The sequence below is a fragment of the Mycobacterium sp. PTI7 genome (assembly GCF_056679845.1).
The window spans coordinates 5,686,035-5,702,510 of the sequence record NZ_CM155252.1 but is presented as its reverse complement, the minus strand read 5'-3'; the positions used below and the strand labels follow the sequence as shown (position 1 = coordinate 5,702,510).

At 70.2% G+C, this 16,476-nt stretch carries 17 protein-coding genes; 4 read left to right on the top strand and 13 right to left on the bottom strand.

All coding sequences use genetic code 11. The features are described 5' to 3' along the window. Nucleotides 1-11: 11 nt before the first annotated feature. Nucleotides 12-1,382 carry a glutamyl-tRNA reductase gene (locus AC1MEY_RS27415; protein WP_480228471.1) on the bottom strand — a complete coding sequence of 457 codons (1,371 nt, stop codon included), beginning with the start codon at nt 1,380-1,382 and terminating at the stop codon, nt 12-14. Nucleotides 1,383-1,469: 87 nt separating this feature from the next. Beyond that, nucleotides 1,470-1,745, bottom strand: coding sequence for a glutaredoxin family protein (locus AC1MEY_RS27410; RefSeq protein ID WP_480231702.1), 276 nt, complete (start codon nt 1,743-1,745; stop codon nt 1,470-1,472). Nucleotides 1,746-1,823: 78 nt separating this feature from the next. On the opposite strand from AC1MEY_RS27410, the gene AC1MEY_RS27405 reads away from it, so the two are divergent. Further along, complete coding sequence (locus tag AC1MEY_RS27405; protein ID WP_480231701.1) at nt 1,824-2,654, top strand: HAD family hydrolase; 831 nt, start codon at nt 1,824-1,826, stop codon at nt 2,652-2,654. Nucleotides 2,655-2,723: 69 nt separating this feature from the next. Beyond that, a complete protein-coding gene (locus tag AC1MEY_RS27400) occupies nt 2,724-3,263 on the top strand; it encodes an FAS1-like dehydratase domain-containing protein (RefSeq protein ID WP_480228470.1) in 540 nt (179 codons plus the stop codon). Nucleotides 3,264-3,286: 23 nt separating this feature from the next. Here the strand turns inward: AC1MEY_RS27400 and AC1MEY_RS27395 are convergent, their stop codons facing one another. The 9 genes from AC1MEY_RS27395 to AC1MEY_RS27355 all read right to left on the bottom strand — a co-directional run bounded on the left by AC1MEY_RS27395 (nt 3,287) and on the right by AC1MEY_RS27355 (nt 10,992). After that, nucleotides 3,287-4,351 carry a lysophospholipid acyltransferase family protein gene (locus AC1MEY_RS27395; protein WP_480228469.1) on the bottom strand — a complete coding sequence of 355 codons (1,065 nt, stop codon included), beginning with the start codon at nt 4,349-4,351 and terminating at the stop codon, nt 3,287-3,289. 33 nt (nt 4,352-4,384) lie between these two features. Then, a complete protein-coding gene (locus AC1MEY_RS27390; RefSeq protein ID WP_480228468.1) occupies nt 4,385-5,506 on the bottom strand; it encodes an SDR family oxidoreductase in 1,122 nt (373 codons plus the stop codon). A 29-nt stretch (nt 5,507-5,535) separates the two neighbouring features. After that, on the bottom strand, nt 5,536-5,637 hold the full coding sequence (locus tag AC1MEY_RS27385; RefSeq protein ID WP_003402602.1) for a 30S ribosomal protein bS22: 102 nt from the start codon (nt 5,635-5,637) through the stop codon (nt 5,536-5,538). A gap of 136 nt (nt 5,638-5,773) precedes the next feature. After that, nucleotides 5,774-6,040: a helix-turn-helix domain-containing protein gene (locus tag AC1MEY_RS27380; RefSeq protein WP_163796757.1), complete on the bottom strand. Its 267-nt coding sequence runs from the start codon at nt 6,038-6,040 to the stop codon at nt 5,774-5,776. Nucleotides 6,041-6,178: 138 nt separating this feature from the next. After that, on the bottom strand, nt 6,179-7,051 hold the full coding sequence (gene proC / locus AC1MEY_RS27375; protein ID WP_480228467.1) for a pyrroline-5-carboxylate reductase: 873 nt from the start codon (nt 7,049-7,051) through the stop codon (nt 6,179-6,181). 38 nt (nt 7,052-7,089) lie between these two features. After that, a complete protein-coding gene (locus AC1MEY_RS27370; RefSeq protein WP_480228466.1) occupies nt 7,090-7,953 on the bottom strand; it encodes a thioesterase family protein in 864 nt (287 codons plus the stop codon). A gap of 15 nt (nt 7,954-7,968) precedes the next feature. Continuing rightward, complete coding sequence (locus AC1MEY_RS27365) at nt 7,969-8,814, bottom strand: sugar phosphate isomerase/epimerase family protein (RefSeq protein WP_480228465.1); 846 nt, start codon at nt 8,812-8,814, stop codon at nt 7,969-7,971. Nucleotides 8,815-8,833: 19 nt separating this feature from the next. Next, nucleotides 8,834-10,009 (bottom strand): hypothetical protein, encoded by a 1,176-nt coding sequence (locus tag AC1MEY_RS27360; RefSeq protein WP_480228464.1) that lies wholly within the window; start codon nt 10,007-10,009, stop codon nt 8,834-8,836. Continuing rightward, nucleotides 10,006-10,992, bottom strand: coding sequence for a Ppx/GppA family phosphatase (locus tag AC1MEY_RS27355; protein WP_480228463.1), 987 nt, complete (start codon nt 10,990-10,992; stop codon nt 10,006-10,008). Before AC1MEY_RS27355 ends, AC1MEY_RS27360 begins: the two co-directional genes overlap by 4 nt. A 133-nt stretch (nt 10,993-11,125) precedes the next feature. Here AC1MEY_RS27355 and AC1MEY_RS27350 point away from each other — a divergent pair, with 133 nt between their 5' ends. Further along, nucleotides 11,126-11,872 (top strand): DUF3109 family protein, encoded by a 747-nt coding sequence (locus AC1MEY_RS27350; RefSeq protein ID WP_480231700.1) that lies wholly within the window; start codon nt 11,126-11,128, stop codon nt 11,870-11,872. A 3-nt stretch (nt 11,873-11,875) separates the two neighbouring features. On the opposite strand, the gene AC1MEY_RS27345 is transcribed toward AC1MEY_RS27350, so the two are convergent. Then, complete coding sequence (locus AC1MEY_RS27345) at nt 11,876-13,231, bottom strand: glutamate-1-semialdehyde 2,1-aminomutase (protein ID WP_480228462.1); 1,356 nt, start codon at nt 13,229-13,231, stop codon at nt 11,876-11,878. Then, entirely contained in the window at nt 13,228-14,622 is a 1,395-nt protein-coding gene (locus AC1MEY_RS27340) for an O-antigen ligase family protein (protein ID WP_480228461.1), read from the bottom strand. The genes AC1MEY_RS27345 and AC1MEY_RS27340 overlap by 4 nt, the downstream gene beginning before the upstream one ends. A gap of 146 nt (nt 14,623-14,768) precedes the next feature. On the opposite strand from AC1MEY_RS27340, the gene AC1MEY_RS27335 reads away from it, so the two are divergent. Further along, complete coding sequence (locus AC1MEY_RS27335; RefSeq protein WP_480228460.1) at nt 14,769-16,142, top strand: hypothetical protein; 1,374 nt, start codon at nt 14,769-14,771, stop codon at nt 16,140-16,142. Nucleotides 16,143-16,476 lie beyond the last annotated feature (334 nt).

Here is a 16,476-nt window from a genome sequence, read left to right as displayed (position 1 = left end):
GTGGGCAAGCGCTACTCGGTCTTTTCCGGATCGAAGATGGATTCGCCTGCCATCAGCGGCAATTCGCCACCGGCCACGGCGTCGACGGCCTGCGGGTCGAGTTCGAACAGTTCGCGCAGCGCCTCGGCGTAGCTGTCGCCGCCGGGCGCCCCGGCGAGCTGCTTCACCCGCACCGTGGGGGCGTGCAGCAGCTTGTCGACGACCCGGCGCACGGTGCGCGCCACCTCGTCGCGGTGCGAGGCGTCCAGGCCGGGCAGGCGGTTGTCGAGGCGCAGCAGCTCGGCCTCGACGACGTCGGCGGCGCGCTGCCGCAGTGCGGTGACGGTGGGGGTGACCTCGGCCATCCGCTGGCCCGCGAGGTAGTTGGCGACCTCGGCGGCGACGATCGCCTTGGCTGCCTCGGCGTCACCGGCCGCGGCACGCGACGCCGGTTCCCGCTGGATGCGGTCCATGTCGATCACGTGCACGCCGGGCAGGCCGGCCACCGCGGGGTCGACGTCGCGGGGCATGCCGAGGTCGCAGATGACGAGTTGCTTGGGTTCCTGGCCGTGGGCGAGACCGCGGTGCACGTCGGCCAGCGAGACGACGGGAAGCACCGCGCCCGTACAGGACACGACCACGTCGGCGTCGGTGAGCACCGGCGGCAGGTGGTCGAACGGGAAGGCGTCGGCCTCGACGCCCTGGGCCCGCAGGTTCGCCACGATCCGCTCGGCGCGGGGCAGGGTGCGGTTGACGACGTGCACCCGGCCGATGCCGGCCCGGACGAGGTGGGCGGCGGCCAGCGCGCCCATCGATCCGGCGCCGACCACGACGGCGGTGCGGCCGGCGAGGCCGTCCACGCCGTCGGCGCCGAGCCGTGTGGCGGCCATGTCGAGCGCGACCGACACGACCGAGGCGCCCGCGGCGTCGATACCGGTCTCGGAGTGCACGCGCTTGCCGACCGACAGTGCGCGCTGCGCCAGTTCGTGCAGGGTGCGGCCGACGGTGTGGTTGGCCTCGGCGGCGGCGTAGGAGCGGCGGACCTGCCCGAGCACCTGCTGCTCGCCGATCACGGCGGAGTCCAGGCCGCTGGTCACCGCGAACAGGTGCTCGACGGCGGCCTCGGCGTACCGGACGTAGGCGTACCTGGTGAGGTCCTGCAGCGACATCCCGGAGTGGTCCGAGAGCACCTGGCCGACCACGGAGAGTCCGCCGTGGAACGCCTCGACGACGGCGTAGATCTCGACCCGGTTGCAGGTCGACAGGATCATGGCCTCGGTGACCAGCGACGACCGGAGGAGTTCCTCGACGATCTTCGCCTGGTCCGACTCGGCGGTGCTCAGCTGTTCCAGCACGGACACGGGCGCGCTGCGATGCGACACGCCGAACAGGAGAACGCTCATGGCCTCGTCACCACGTATCCGAAGGTAGTCGCAGCGTGACCGGTCCTCCAAATTTGCTGAGCAGTATCACAGCCCGTGGGAGCGATGTCACAGCCCGCCGAGGTCGGCGCGCAGCCGCACCTCGTCGACCTCCCAGTAGCTGTGCTCGGTCCCGTCGAGCAGCACGACGGGCAGCCGGTCGCCGTACTCGGCCCGCAGCGTGGCGTCCCCCGCCTCGGCTGCGGCGTCGACGTCGGTGGTGGACAGCTCGAAGCCCAGCTCCTCGGCCAGCGCGGCCAGCTGGACCCCGGCCCGGTCGCAGAGGCTGCACCCTGCCCGGCTCAGCAGGACCACCTCTCGGCGCGGTTGCTCGCCCACTCGCATCACGCCACCGAGTATGGCGTGACCTAGGGTTGACGCGTGCCCGAGTCCGGTGACCGTGAAGCCGAGGCCGACTCCGACGTGCTGGTCGGCGAGCAGGGCGTGCTCGCAGAGGCGTCGCCCTCGCCGCCGCCGCCGCCCGATCTGACCGCGGCCGCCTTCTTCGACGTCGACAACACCCTCGTACAGGGATCCTCGCTGGTCCACTTCGCCAGGGGGCTCGCCGCCCGCAAGTACTTCACCTATGGCGACCTGGCCCGCTTCGGCTACGCGCAGGCGAAGTTCCAGCTGACCGGCAGGGAGAACAGCGACGACGTCGCCGCGGGCAGGCGCAAGGCGCTCGCGTTCATCGAGGGCAGGCCGACGTCGGAACTCGCCGAGGTGGGCGAGGAGATCTTCGACGAGATCATCGCCGACAAGATCTGGTCGGGGACCCGGGCGCTGGCGCAGATGCACCTCGACGCCGGCCAGCAGGTGTGGCTGGTGACCGCGACGCCCTACGAGCTGGCGGCCACGATCGCCACCAAGCTCGGCCTGACCGGCGCGCTGGGCACGGTCGCGGAGTCCGTGGACGGCGTCTTCACCGGTCGGCTGGTCGGGGAGATCCTGCACGGCGCGGGCAAGGCGCATGCCGTGCGGTCGCTCGCCATCCGCGAGGGGCTGAACCTGCGGCGCTGCACGGCCTACTCCGACAGCTTCAACGACGTGCCGATGCTGTCGCTGGTGGGCACCGCCGTGGCGATCAACCCCGACTCGGCGCTGCGGGGCCTGGCCCGCGAGCGGGGCTGGGAGATCCGCGACTTCCGCACCGCGCGCAAGGCCGCGCGGATCGGGGTGCCGTCGGCGCTGGCCCTCGGCGCGGTCGGCGGCGCCCTGGCCGCGGTCGTGTCCCGCCGCGACGGCGGCCACTAGCCACACCGTCGGGAGCACCTCCGCTGATAAACTCGCGCCGCTCCGACCACGATAGGAACAGCACCGACCATGACCATCGCCGCCGACATCATCGGAACCCACTACCGGTATCCCGACTTCTTCGAGGTGAACCGGGAGAAGGTCCGTGAGTTCGCGCGCGCGGTCAAGGACGACCATCCCGCCCACCACAGCGAGGACGCCGCCAAGGAGTGCGGGTACGACAGCCTGGTCGCGTCGCTGACCTTCGTCGCCGTGGCGGGCCGCCGGGTGCAGCAGGAGATCTTCGAGCAGTTCGACGTGCCGGTGAACATGGAGCGGGTCCTGCACCGCGACCAGAAGCTCACCTTTCACCGCCCGATCGTCGTCGGCGACCGGCTGTGGTTCGACTCCTACCTGGATTCGGTCATCGAGTCGCACGGCACCGTGATCACCGAGATCCGCGGTGAGGTGACCGACGACGACGGCAAGCCCGTGCTGACGTCGGTGGTCACGATGTTCGGCGAGGCCAGCAGGGACGAGTCCGACGAGGTCAGCGCTCAGATCGCCGCCGCGCGTGACGCCGCGATCGCGAACATGATTGCCGGGCAACGGGGTAACGCGGCCAAGTAGGCCCGTTCGACCGTCGCGGGCGGTCAGCCGAGGAAGGTGTTCCTGCGGTTGGCCAGCAGCTGGTACAGCGTTTGCTGGATGGTCTCGCGCACCTGGTCGGTCAGCTCGAACGTGACCATCGGGTCATCGGCCGCGGACTCGTCGTAGTCGGCCGTGCTGATCGGCTCGCCGAACTGGATGTGCCACTTCGACGGCAGCGGAACCAGTCCGAGCGGACCGGCGAGCGGGAACAGCGGCGTCACCGGGAAGTACGGCAGGCCGAACAGTCGCGCGAGCAACTTCACGTCGGCGAGCATCGGGTAGATCTCCTCGGACCCGACGATCGAGCACGGCACGATCGGCGCGCGGGCGTGCAGCGCTGCCGAGACGAAGCCGCCCCGGCCGAAGCGCTGTAGCTTGTACCGGTCGCGGAACGGCTTGCCGAGACCCTTGTAGCCCTCGGGGAACACGGCGGTCAGTTCGCCGGCGGCCAGCAGCCGGTGGGCGTCGGCGGTGCAGGCCATGGTGTGGCCGGCCTTGCGCGCCGCCTGACCCATGACGGGCATGTCGAAGACCATGTCGGCGGCCAGCAGACGCAGGTCGCGGTGCGCCGGATGGTTGTCGTGGACGGCCACCGATGCCATCAGCCCGTCCAGCGGGAGCACGCCGGCGTGGTTTGCCACGATGAGCGCGGCACCGGTCTCGGGGAGGTTCTCGATGCCGCTGACCTCGACCCGGAACCAGGACTTGAAGAGCCCGCGCAGCAAAGGCAGGAAGATTGCGCTGTTGAGGTGGGGGTCGAAGCCGAACTCGTCGACCTCGTAGTCCCCGGTCATCCGCTTGCGGACGAACTCGGCCACCGCGGAGATGCGCTGGGCCAGTTCGTTGGGGGTGTCGTCCTCGCTCGCGCCGCCGACCGCGCTGCGGCGTTCGTCGATCTCACGGACCACCGCGGCGATCTGCTCGGCCGACGCCCGACTGCCGGGATCGGCGAGCAGCGACGGATGCCGCCTGGTGCTCTCGGCGCGTGCCGCGGCACGTCGCGCTGCCGATGACCGACTCGAAGTCGAGTGCAGCGGAATCACATTCGCCTTGGATTCACCTGCCATGTCGCTGCCTCCTCCCACGGGTTCCACGTCTTGTCACCGGCCCAGTCGTTGCGCTACGGCCACGGCGCGATGCTCCATGGAGCGTACCCAGCGAGGATCGATGATCGGCGTCAACGAGCGACCGCGGACGTAATCGTCAAAAGCTTCCGCCGTCGTCCACTTCGGGATATAACCCAGCTCGTCGAACATCCTCGTCGTGTCCATCACCCGGCCGTAGCTCAGGTATCTGAGCTGCTCACGATCGACCTCAGTGTAGCGGGTTGCGCGTCTCAGCGAATCAACGGCAGACAATGCCGATTTCGGAACGGGCAGGCGAACCCGGCCTGAACGGCGAATGGCCTGCGACATCATGATGATGCCCGAGCCGCCGATGTTGAAGGTGCCCGCGCGGCCGGCAATCGTCGCGCGCTCGAGCGCCCCGAGCGCGTCCTGCTCGTGCAGCAGTTGCAGACGGGCGTCGCGCCCGAGGACCGACGGCACCATGGGTCCGGCCAGGTACCGCGACAGCGCCGTGTCCATCGCCGGCCCGATCATGTTGGCCAGGCGCAGGATCGTCACCGCGATGTCGGGCCGGCGCCGGGCCAGGCCGCGGGCGTAGCCCTCGATGTCGATGCTGTCGCGGGCGAAGCCCTCGCCCGGTGGGCGTCGTGCGCTGCTGTCCTCGGTGAACATCACCGGGTCGTGCGCGCTCGAGCCGTAGACCTCCGAGGTCGACTTGAGCACCACCCGGCGAACCGACGGCGCCTTCTGGCAGGCGGCGAACAACTGCATCGCGCCCATCACGTTCTGTTCCTTGAGCGCGACCCTGCCGCCCGACCCCGGGGCGTACGACGCCGCCGAGGCATGCACCACGGTGTCGACGTCGCCGTTGCGAATCACCTTCGCGATGAAGGGATTCCGGATGTCGGCGCGCACGAACTCGGCGCGGCCCATCCTGCGCAGCAGGTCCTTGGTCGGCATGACGGCGTCCACCGCGATCACGTGATCGATCTGCGGGTTCTGCGCCAGACGTGCCGTCAGGTAGCCGCCGAGGAATCGGCAGGCACCGGTGACCAGCACCACCTTCGGATGATTCGGCGGTTCGATGGCATCCGATCCACCGGTGGACGTCGAGCCAGGCTCGGACCGCCCACCAGAGCGTCCGTCAGCGTCCATCGGCTCAGCCTATCGGCTGAGGCCGAGAACTACTTGCCAAGTTTTCTGCGCTGCACCCGGGTACGACGAAGCAGCTTGCGGTGCTTCTTCTTCGACATGCGCTTGCGCCGCTTCTTGATGACTGAACCCATGAACTCCGCTACCTAAGACAAACCGAGGACAACTGAGGCTGACGATCTCGAGTACGCCTCGTTAACTGACCTGGTCACCTTACCCGGCCACCGGGTGCGGACGAAAACGCCTGCTGCCGTACCCCCAGGGGCTCGGCTATCCGGCGTCGAAGTACGACGTCTCCAGGAGGTCGTGCACCGCCTTGGCGTGCACGCGGAAGGACCGGCCGACCCGGACGGCGGGAAGTTCGCCGTTGTGGACCAGTCGGTAGACCGTCATCTTGCTGACCCGCATCAAGCTGGCCACCTCGGCGACGGTGAGGAATTGAGCACGGGGCTGTTGACCATCCCCGGATCCTCCGGCGGCATCACGCGCCTTGCCGCCAGAGGAATCGCGTGCCGATGGCCCGTTCATAGACGTCATCGCAACCCAATCAATCAGGCACGGCCCTGCCAGCGGCTTCCCCACCGCTGGCGCAGGTCCGTGCATACAACGAGGAGAATAGCGTGGCAGTTGTGGTTATTGCGACGGGTGTGGGGTAACTCGTCGGAAATTCATTAACTACTCTGATGTAATTCCTAGCTGCTCAGAGCGTGTTTTTGCCGCGGCGACCGCGTTGTCCACCGCGGTCCGCAGGCCCCCTCGCTCGAGTTCCCGCAGACCAGCGGCCGTGGTGCCGCCCGGAGACGTCACCATCGCCCGCAGCTGGGCGGGGCTGGTGTCCGGCGCCGGGCCCGCGGCCCCGTCCACACCCGCGGGGCGCCGCTCGAGGCGATCGAGCAGCATCGCCGCCGAACCGGCCATCGTCTGCGACACCAATTCGGTCGCGACGTGGCGCGGCAGGCCCGTCGCGACGGCGGCGTCCACCAGTGCCTCGGCCATCAGGAAGAAGTACGCGGGACCGGACCCGGACACCGCCGTGACGGCGTCGATCTGCGTCTCCGGGACCACCGCGACCTCGCCGACGACGCCGAAGATCGCTGCGACGTCCTTCACCTGCTCGGGGGTCGCGTAGGTCCCGGGCGACACCGCGCTCATCCCCACCCCGACGAACATCGGGGCGTTGGGCATCACGCGGACCACCGGCGACCCCGCGGGCAGCTTCGACTCGTAGAAGGCGGTGCCGACGCCAGCCGCCACCGACACGATGACCTGTTCGGCGCTGCCGTCGTGGGCCTCGGCGAACGCGTCGGCGATCTGCGCCACCACCGACTCCACGTCGCTCGGCTTCACCGCGACGATGACGTAGGCGGCGTTCTCGGCGGCGTCTGCGACCGAGGTGAGCAACACCGAGTACTGCTCCGAGAGGTGCTTGGCCCGCGCGGGATCCTTCTCCGCGACGGCCAGGTCCTTGGCCTGCCGCCCACCCTTCAACAGTCCCGAGAGCAGCGCCTCGCCGATGCTTCCGCCGCCAATGATCGCGATTCTCGCCACGCGGAAAGCATTGCACGTCACCCCCACCCCGGGCGGCGTCAGGCCTGGGCGGGCACCATCGCCAGTTGCCGGGTCTGCACGATGATCCGGCCGGCGGAGTCGACCACGACGTGGTCCTCGTCGAACCACTCCTGGCCGATCTGCATGGTCGTGCACAGCACGCGCAGCCACCCGTCTGCCGGGATGCCCCGCAGATAGGCCGTCAGCTGCACCGTGGGCGCCCAACCGAGCCGGTTGACGCCGAACGTCACCGGCGCCGACACGTCGCCGCACACGAGGGCGAACAGGACGTCGGGCGCGCAGTCCCGCGGCCGCACCCAGTACTCGATCACCGGTGGACCGCCGTCGGAGCGCGGCTGCATGGTGGTCAGCGACGGCCGGATGTCACAGCCGCGGGCGAGGTGCACGACGTCGGCCATCGGGTGGCCCGGCCCGATCGGTTCGAGCCCGGGCGGCGGTTCGGGCGTCATGAGCGGCACCACCGGGTTCGCGACGAGCAGCGGTGCGACGTCGTGCTCCGGCTCGGCCAGCGTGATGGTGGCCCGGACGGCCGTGCGGTCCCCCTGGTCCAGTTCGACGTCGACGATGCTGACGCGCCTGCCGCGCTTGCGGGTGGTCGCGGTGACGCGCATCGACCCGGGGTCGGGCGCCCACAGGAAGCTCCCCGACACCGCGATCGGCTGCAGGCCGTATTCGTTTCCCGGGTCGCTGCGCTCCAGCCCGCCGGCCGCACCCGCCGCCGTCCGCGCCGCATTCGCGCACAGCGCGAGCATCACTCCCCCGTGCACCTTCGGCCCGATCGTCCAGTTCTCGTTGACGAAGCCGTCGAACCGCGAGACCGGCCCGTCGCTGTCCACCGGCGTCAACTGCATCGCCTCGGTGAACGACGTGGATTCCGTCACTGATACCCCAATCTGTCAGCGCAGCAGGTGTTCCCGCGCGAACTCCAACGACTCGACGAGGAGCTGCTCGCGCTCGGCGGCGTTGCGCGCCCGCGACGTGGTGACCTCGAGGATCACGTGGCCGGAGAAGTCGCTGGCGGCCAGCATCTGGCAGATCTCCGCGGCGGGCTGCGACCCGTGGCCGGGCACCAGGTGCTCGTCGGTGGCGGCGCCGCTGCCGTCGCAGAGGTGCAGGTGCACCAGTCCCTCACCCATCCGCTGCGCCATCTCGATGGCGTCGGTGCCGGCCGTCGCCGCGTGCGACAGGTCGAGCGTGTAGTGCGCGTGGTCGCCGTCGAGCGGGTCGAACGACGGGGCGAACGCCGAGATGCCCGTACCCGGGCTGCCACCGCGGCGACGCATCCGCTCGATCGAGGACTGCCCGGCCCCGAAGAAGCGGTCGGCGCGGAACGGGAACATGTTCTCCACCGCCACCATCACGTCGCTCGCAGCCTCGAGTTCGGCGACCTGCTCGGTGAAGCCCTCCGCGTAGCGGCGCTGCCAGCGGAACGGCGGGTGCACCACCACGGTCTGCGCGCCGAGCGCCTCGGCGGCCCGCACGCTGCGCTCCAGCTTGGGGATGGGGTTGGCACCCCAGATCCGCTGCGAGATCAGCAGGCAGGGTGCGTGGACCGACAGCACCGGGACGTCATACGTCCGCGACAGCTTGGCGATGGCATCGACGTCCTGGCTGGCCGTCTCGGCCCACACCATGAGTTCGACGCCGTCGTATCCCAGTCGCGCGGCGTATTCGAAGGCCGCCTCGGTCCGCAACGGGTAGACCGAGGCAGTCGAGAGACCGACCTTGATGGCGGGGCGCACCGGGGATCTGTCTCGACCCTCAGTGCGACTGCAGGAGCGCCAGCGGCCCCAGCGTGACCAGTGCACCCACCGCGACCGCGATGAGCGTGCTTCCGATGTCCTCGGTCTTGCGCACCACGCGCACGCCGACGACCAGCCCGAGGATCACCAGCACCGAGAGCACCAGCGCCACGATGTTGTTCCACTTCCACAGCTGGTCGAACGCGATGAACAGTCCGGCGCCGAAGGCGACCGCCAGGATGCACTGCCCGACCACCCACACGCCGCGCAGGAACGCCGAGCCGCGTGTCTCGGTGGTGGCGGCGGGGGTCACGTCGACGGCGACGGTGTCATCCGCGTGGTCCTCGTCGCCGAGGTCGATGTCCTCGGGGCCGGGCCGGGTGCCGCGGCGCGCGAGATCGTCGGCCATCGACTGACCGTCGCCGAACAGCGTGTCGTCGGCGGACCGGAGGTAGGACGGCGACGGGCTCTTCGTCGTCGAATCGCCCTTGTCGGCGGCGATTCCGGCGAAGTCGAGGTCGATGCCGTCATCGGCGCCGAGATCGTCGTCGTCGTCGAAGGACGGGTCGGGGCTCATCTCCTCGGCGCCGCCGGCGGCGGAGAAGCCGGTGCTGGTGGCGGCACCGGGTCGGCGCAGCGGCGGGGCGAAGGCGATGGGGGCGGGATCGGCGTCGCGCTGTTCGAGGTGTGCCGCGTAGGCCTCCTCGGCGTCGTCGGCGGGCGTCGGGTCCAGCTCGACCAGTTCGTCGGCCTCGGGGTCGTCGACGACGTCGGATTCCTCGGCGGTGACCTCGGGTGCGGGTGATTCGCTGACCGACGCGTAGTCGGCCGCACCGGGGCTCGGCTCGTCGGCCGCGGGCTCCTCGGCGACGGGCTCTTCGGCGGGCTCCTCGACGGCCGGCTCCTCGGCGGGCTCCTCGACGACCGGCGCCGCGGCGACGGGCTCCTCGACCGGCTCCTCGACGACCGGCGCCACGGCGGCGGGCTTCTTGGCGGGACGCGTCTGCGCCAGTTCCTCGGGGGCGGCGCTGATGATCGGGATCTCGCCGGTGAGTTCGGCGACGGTCACCGAATCGGTGTTGCCACGCCTGCGCCTGCGGCGGCCGCCCGCCGGCGGTGCGCCGATGGTGCCGTTCTTCGCGAGGAGTTCGGCCACCGAGATGGGCCGGGTGGCGTTGTCGTCTGAATCAGTCATCGTCTGCTGCCTCTGGCCTTGGCCAAGTCCGCGGAAGACTCCACCAGGGCGGTTCCGTCGGCTTCACTGTCGAGTTTCCGCAAAATCAGTCCCTCTCGCAACGCCCAGGGGCAAATGTCCACCGTGTCGATCGACAGTGCCCGCATGCTCGCTTCGGCAACGAGTGCGCCCGCCACGATCTGTGGCGCACGTTCGGTGCTCACCCCTTCCAGTTCGGCGCGGTCCGCGGCGGTCATCCTGGAGATGAACGCGATGAGCTGTCGCAGGCCCGCTGCCGTCAGTGTCCTCTTCACACGCGGTCCTGCGCCGGAAGGCGCCGCACCGGTGAGTCGCGCGAGCGAGCGGAACGTCTTGGACGTCGCGACCGTGAGGTCGGGGGCGCCGGCGTCGAGCACCTTGGCGCCCGCCTCGGCCATCTCGGTGTCGAGCCAGTCGCGCAGCATCGCCACGCGGCGCCGGCCCGGCGGGTCGTCGGGCAGCCACTCGCGCGTGAGGCGGCCCGCACCCAACGGCAGGGACAGCGCCACGTCCGGCTCCTCGTCGACGCCACTGGACAGTTCGAGTGAGCCGCCGCCGATGTCGATGTTGGTGATCCGGCCCGCACTCCAGCCGTACCACCGACGCACGGCCAGGAAGGTCAGACGCGATTCGTCGACGCCGCTGAGCACCTTCAGGGCCACGCCCGCCTCGGTGCGCACCCGCGCCAGCACGTCCTCGGAGTTGGTGGCGTCGCGCACCGCGGACGTCGCGAACGCCATCAGCTCCGAGCATCCCGAACTGGCTGCGATCTTGGCGAACTCGTCGATGGTGTCGACCAGCTTGTCGGCGCCCTTGCGGGTGAGCTTGCCCGAGCCGTCGATGGCCTCCGCCAGCCGCAGCGACGCCTTGGTGGAACTCATGGGCGTGGGGTGACCACCCCGCCTGGCATCGACTACCAGCAGGTGAACTGTGTTGCTGCCCACGTCGAGCACGCCCAATCGCACGCAGCCCACGTTAACGGGTCTACCGTTGGTTTCCGTGACGGGGACCGGCGATGAGCGCTTGCGCGAAGAGCAGAAGACCGGCGACGAGCACTCGCGCGACCGGCAGAAGACACGGCATCCCGGCGAAGTCGACATGGACTTCGCCCGCGAGTGGGTCGAGTTCTACGATCCCGAGAACCCCGAGCACCTCATCGCGGCCGACATGACGTGGCTGCTGTCGCGGTGGACGTGCGTCTTCGGCACCCCCGCCTGCCAGGGCACCGTGGCCGACCGGCCGGACGACGGCTGCTGCTCGCACGGCGCCTTCCTGTCCGACGACGACGACCGCGCGATGCTCGACGACGCGGCGTCGATGCTGACCGACGAGGATTGGCAGTTCCGGTCCAAGGCGCTGGGCCGCAAGGGATACCTCGAGATGGACGAGTACGACGGCAAGCCGAACTGGCGGACGCGCAAGTACAAGGGTGCGTGCATCTTCCTGAACCGGCCGGGCTTCCCCGGCGGCATCGGCTGTGCCCTGCACTCGAAGGCCCTCAAGCTGGGCGTCGAGCCGTTGACCATGAAACCCGAGGTGTGCTGGCAGCTTCCGATCCGCCGCACGCAGGAATGGGTGGAGCGGCCCGACGGCAGCGACATCCTGCGCACGACGATCACCGAGTACGACCGCCGCGGCTGGGGCGAGGGCGGCGAGGATCTGCACTGGTACTGCAGCGGCGATCCCGCGGCCCACGTCGGCACGCGCCCGGTCTGGGAGTCGTACGCACCCGAACTCACCGAGCTGCTCGGCGAGAAGGCCTACGGCGAGCTGGCGGCGATGTGCAGGCGGCGCGGCGGGCTCGGCCTGATCGCGATCCACCCCGCCACCCGCGCGGCTCGGTGACCGTTACGCGCGTCGCGCGATGAACCGAGGTTCGGCGGTGCGACGGATCGCGGGCGCCACCGGGCGCCCCTCCAGCAGACCCTCGACCGACTTCGCCTCGATCGCCCGCCGGTAGACCGTCAGCGCCTCGGTGACCGCGGCCACGGTCTGGTCCACGTCCGCCGCGGCGTGCGCGGCCGAGGTGACGAACGACTGGCCGAGCACCCCGCGCCGCAGCAACTCCTGCAGGAACAGCGTGCGGTACGCCTGCGACGGCTGCCCGTCGGCGCCGCGGGTGGAGAACAGCAGGCACGACGGCCTGCCCAGCACCTCGACGTAGTAGTCCAGGCCCACCGCGGACACCGCCGCCGAGATCTCGCTGGCGAGCTGGCGGCCCGCGGCCTCCATCCGGCCGATCGGATCCTGCGTGCGGTAGGCGTGCACGACGGCGCGGAAGGCGGCGAGCGACGACGTCTCGGCGCCGTGGGTGGTCGACAGCAGGAACACGCGGTCCTTCTCCGTCCGCAGCCCGCCGAGTTCCATGTACTCCCGCTTGCCGGCCAGCGCGGACAGCGGGAAGCCGTTGGCCATCGCCTTGCCCCAGCAGGACAGGTCGGGGGCGACGCCGTACACGCCCTGCGCACCGCCCGCCGACCAGCGGAAGCCGGTGATCATCTCGTCGAATACCAGCAGCGTGCCGTGCGAGTCGCACAGCGCGCGAACGCCTTCGAGGAATCCCGGTTGCGGCTCGGCGAGTGCGGTCGCCGCCTCCAGGATCACGCAGGCGACGTCGTCGCCGGCCAGTGCGGCGGCCACCGACGGCAGGTCGTTGTAGCCGAAGCGCACGGTCGACTCGGCGGCCGCGGCGGGGACCCCGCCGTTCATCGGCGTGGTGCCGATGAACCAGTCGTCGGTCGAGAAGAACGGCTGGCGGCACACCGCGACCCGGGTCCGCCCGGTGGCTGCGCGCGCCAGCCGGACCGCGGCGGTGGTGGCGTCCGATCCGTTCTTCGCGAACTTCACCATGTCCGCGGCCGGCACCAGGTCCAGGAAGTCCTCGGCCGCAGCGAGTTCCAGCTCGGTGGGCCTGCTGAAGTTGACCCCGTCGGCGATGGTCCTGCTGACCGCCTCGACCACGGGCTGGTATCCGTGTCCGAGCGTGACCGACCGCAGCCCCATGCCGTACTCGACGTAGGAGTTGCCGTCGACGTCCCAGACGCGGCAACCCTGGCCGCGCACCAGCACCGGCGCCATGAACTCCGGGAACTGGTCGGAGCCACGGGCGTACGTGTGCGCGCCGCCGGGCACGACCTCGTGCAACCGGTCCTGCAGGACACGGGAGCGCTCGAAGGAACGCGGGGGCATCTCGTGGGCGGTCATGACCGACCTCCTCCTGCTGGTACCGGGACACGGGTGTGGTCGATGGCGGCGGGCGGTGCCGCGGCGTCGGGGGCGGGGTGCGCGGCGAGCAGGCCGAGCAGCATCACCACCAGGACGGTGAACTGTGGTGTGGAGAAGGTGTTGTCGATCGCGGAGTAGAACAGCACCCCCACGGCGAAGGCGGCGACCGTCCACCGGGTGGTGCCGCGCTGGGCGCGCGCCGCCCGGTAGAACAGGGCCATCATCGCGGCGAGCAGGCCGAGCGCGAAGAACACGCCACCATCGAGGACGAGGTGGATGTACTCGTTGTGCGGCGCGACGAACTGCTTCTGCACGTGCGGCGGCGCGAACATCTGCACGGCGACCGTGGCGAAGCCCAATCCCCGCCCGGTGACCGGACTCTGGCTGGCGAGACCGTAGAAGAACTCCCACGCCTGATCGCGGCCGGACGTGTTGAACGTGCCCTCGTAGCTGTTGCCCATGCTGCGGCGGATCAGCTCCGGGGCGGCGAACACCATCGCCGCTCCACCGACCCCCGTCACGAGCCAGGCCGCCCGCTTAGCGCGGCGCGTGACCGACCGCTTGCGCAGCAGCGACTGGGCGACGAATGCGAGCGTGACGAGACAGCCGACGACCAGTGCGCCGCGGGTGGCGGTGCCGATCAGCACGACGAGGTTGAGACCCGCCCACAGGAAGGTTTGCGGACCGCGGGGCGCGTGCGCCGACGCCAGCAGGCACAGGCTCGCGGTCAGGCCGATCAGCGCGAGCATCGCGAGGTGCGCGGGCAGCGACGCGCCCTGCAGACGGGGTACGCCGGTGTCCTCGACGCGCAGCACGGTCGTGATGCCGGCGAACTGCAGCAACAGCCCCGCCACCAGGCACCACAGCGGCAGCTGCGCCAGGAACGTCAGCCCGCGGGCGACCCCGATGCGCCGCCAGTTGACGAACAGGAACGTCCACGGCAGCGCGTAGCCGATGAATGCGCGGGCGGCGGTGCCCATCTCGACGTCGATTGCCCCGCCGATGTCGAGGGCGGATACCACGAACGCGATGCCGATCGTGGCGACGGCCGCGCCGCCGATGGTCGACCACCTGCCGCCCGCGGTGATCAGCAGGCACAGCAGGACGACGATCAGCAACGCCTTCTGCGCGGCGTCGCCGTTGGGCAGGGGGTTGCCGACCGAGTCGACGAAGATCGACGGTGACACGACGAGGATCGCCAGCGGGGCCAGCTGCCACCACGTGCCGGGGTAGAACAGCGAGGCGAGCACGAGGAGCAGCAGCGCCTCCACTGCCAGGAAGCGGGGATCGACCGCGACGGCCGCGCCCGCGGCGATCGCGGCGGCCAGTGCGACGAGCACCGGCGCCGCCCCGCGGATCCGACTCAGCATGACCTCACCCCTTCGGTTGGTCCCGCGCATGGCGTTCTGGCAACTAGCATCTGCGTCCGAGGGCGCGAGAGTCGAGGCTCCGGTCCCCGCGCCGGTCGGCCCACGCGATCTCCCGGCACGTCCCGCCCGAGACAGAAGGACCCACCGTGAGCGCAGCCGACAAGCCCACCGCACCTGCCGCCGACGGCGTCGACCGCAGCAGGCGCGGCATGCTGACCATCTCCGCGGTGGCGATCGGCGCCGGTGCGGCGGCCGTCGCGTCGGCGTGCCAGCGGCCGGACGCCGGGTCCGTCGAGGTGGAGGTGACCGCGCGCAGCGTTCGGGCGGCGCTGTCCACGTCGGCCGACGCCGCGGCGAACTCGGCCGCGCTCGACGACGCCGTCAAGGAGTCGGTGGATTCCGGGGCGGACGTCGTGCTCCCCGGCGGCGAGTACGCGATCGCCGGTCTGACGCTGCCCGTCACGGGCAGGGTCAACGTCCGCGGCGCGGGCCGCGGCATCACGGTGCTGCGCAACGAGGGCACCGGCGCCGCGGTGACGGCACACGGCGTACCCGGCGGTGACGAATACCTGTCCGACTGGTCGCTGTCCGGAGTCACCCTCACCGCGGCGGACAAGGGCCGCGACCTGGTGGGGCTGAGCGTCAAGCTGGCGTCGCGGTTCTCGGTCAGCGACGTCACGGTGTTCGGCCACGGCGTGGGCGTGCGGCACGAATCCGGCTGGGACGGCGGCTATGACGGCGTCAGCGTCAGCGGCGCGGGCACCGGCTGGCTCTTTCCCCGCACCGACTTCGCACCGACGTCGCCGCTGGGGCTGCGCAACTGCAGCGCGGTCGACAGCGATACCGCCGTCATGATCGAGAACGGCGTCGAGACCATGGAGTGGATCGGCGGCGACTTCGCAGGCTGCGGGCGGGGTCTGGTCGCGCTCGGAAACGACACCAGGTCGATCTCGTTGCACGGCATCAACTTCGAGCGCATCCGCGACGAGGACATCGTGGTGGGTGACGGCGAGACCGGCCCGGCGACCATCACCGTCAACGGGTGCCGCTTCCTGCGGGTGACCAAGGGCGGCTCGTCGGTGCGCTTCGTACGCGGTGACGCGCTGACGTTCACCAGTTCGCGCTGGACCAAGTACCGCACCGCGGTCGACCAGGGTCCGGACTCCGGCACGCTGGTGGTCAACACCAGCACCGGGTACGAGGTGGATCAATTCATCACCTCGACGAGCGGCGTCGCCCCGCAGGGAGTGTTCAACGCGAGCGCGGGCGCGATGTCGCTGGTGCTGTCGGTCGACGGCACCTCGTACCTGCCCGCGGTCACGGGCCGCGAGGGCGTCACCACCAAGGTGGTGTCCGGCCCCGACAGGACGACCATCGGCGATCGCGACTTCGCGATCGCGCCGCAGCCGGGATGCACCGCGCTCCTGCGGAACGAGTCCGACGGGTCCATCCGGCACGCCGTCAGGGGCGTGACCGGCTGGTTCGTCTCGGCGCCGTATGCGCCGGCGCGGCGTCCGTAGCCCGCCGCACGCACACCAGATTCCGCCACGTCGTCACCTCCCGCGTCCCCCCGTGCGCCCGATCGGCGCTGTCGGCACTATAGCAATAGTTTGCTGAAACGGCACATTGATGCGAAACGTCGAGAACGATCCGGTGGCCGGAATCACACCCGCCAGGCGCCACTGGCGTAGAGATGCTGGTCAGAGCTGGTGTATAACTCCACCTAAGAAGTGCAGGAGAACTGCCATATTGAGCGGAGTAGCGAAGAAATGCATACCAGTAGTACGATTCCTCAGGCCGGGTACAACGGCCTCCGGAAGGCTGGTTTCGCGACCTACCTTCACACTTCGAATG

Excerpts from the sequence above, each read along its gene's own strand:
- AC1MEY_RS27415 (WP_480228471.1), bottom strand. The coding sequence starts at position 1,382 with ATGAGCGTTCTCCTGTTCGGCGTGTCGCATCGCAGCGCGCCCGTGTCC.
- AC1MEY_RS27410 (WP_480231702.1), bottom strand. The coding sequence starts at position 1,745 with ATGCGAGTGGGCGAGCAACCGCGCCGAGAGGTGGTCCTGCTGAGCCGG.
- AC1MEY_RS27400 (WP_480228470.1), top strand. The coding sequence starts at position 2,724 with ATGACCATCGCCGCCGACATCATCGGAACCCACTACCGGTATCCCGAC.
- AC1MEY_RS27395 (WP_480228469.1), bottom strand. The coding sequence starts at position 4,351 with ATGGCAGGTGAATCCAAGGCGAATGTGATTCCGCTGCACTCGACTTCG.
- AC1MEY_RS27390 (WP_480228468.1), bottom strand. The coding sequence starts at position 5,506 with ATGGACGCTGACGGACGCTCTGGTGGGCGGTCCGAGCCTGGCTCGACG.
- AC1MEY_RS27385 (WP_003402602.1), bottom strand. The coding sequence starts at position 5,637 with ATGGGTTCAGTCATCAAGAAGCGGCGCAAGCGCATGTCGAAGAAGAAG.
- AC1MEY_RS27380 (WP_163796757.1), bottom strand. The coding sequence starts at position 6,040 with ATGACGTCTATGAACGGGCCATCGGCACGCGATTCCTCTGGCGGCAAG.
- AC1MEY_RS27360 (WP_480228464.1), bottom strand. The coding sequence starts at position 10,009 with ATGACTGATTCAGACGACAACGCCACCCGGCCCATCTCGGTGGCCGAA.
- AC1MEY_RS27350 (WP_480231700.1), top strand. The coding sequence starts at position 11,126 with ATGGACTTCGCCCGCGAGTGGGTCGAGTTCTACGATCCCGAGAACCCC.
- AC1MEY_RS27345 (WP_480228462.1), bottom strand. The coding sequence starts at position 13,231 with ATGACCGCCCACGAGATGCCCCCGCGTTCCTTCGAGCGCTCCCGTGTC.
- AC1MEY_RS27340 (WP_480228461.1), bottom strand. The coding sequence starts at position 14,622 with ATGCTGAGTCGGATCCGCGGGGCGGCGCCGGTGCTCGTCGCACTGGCC.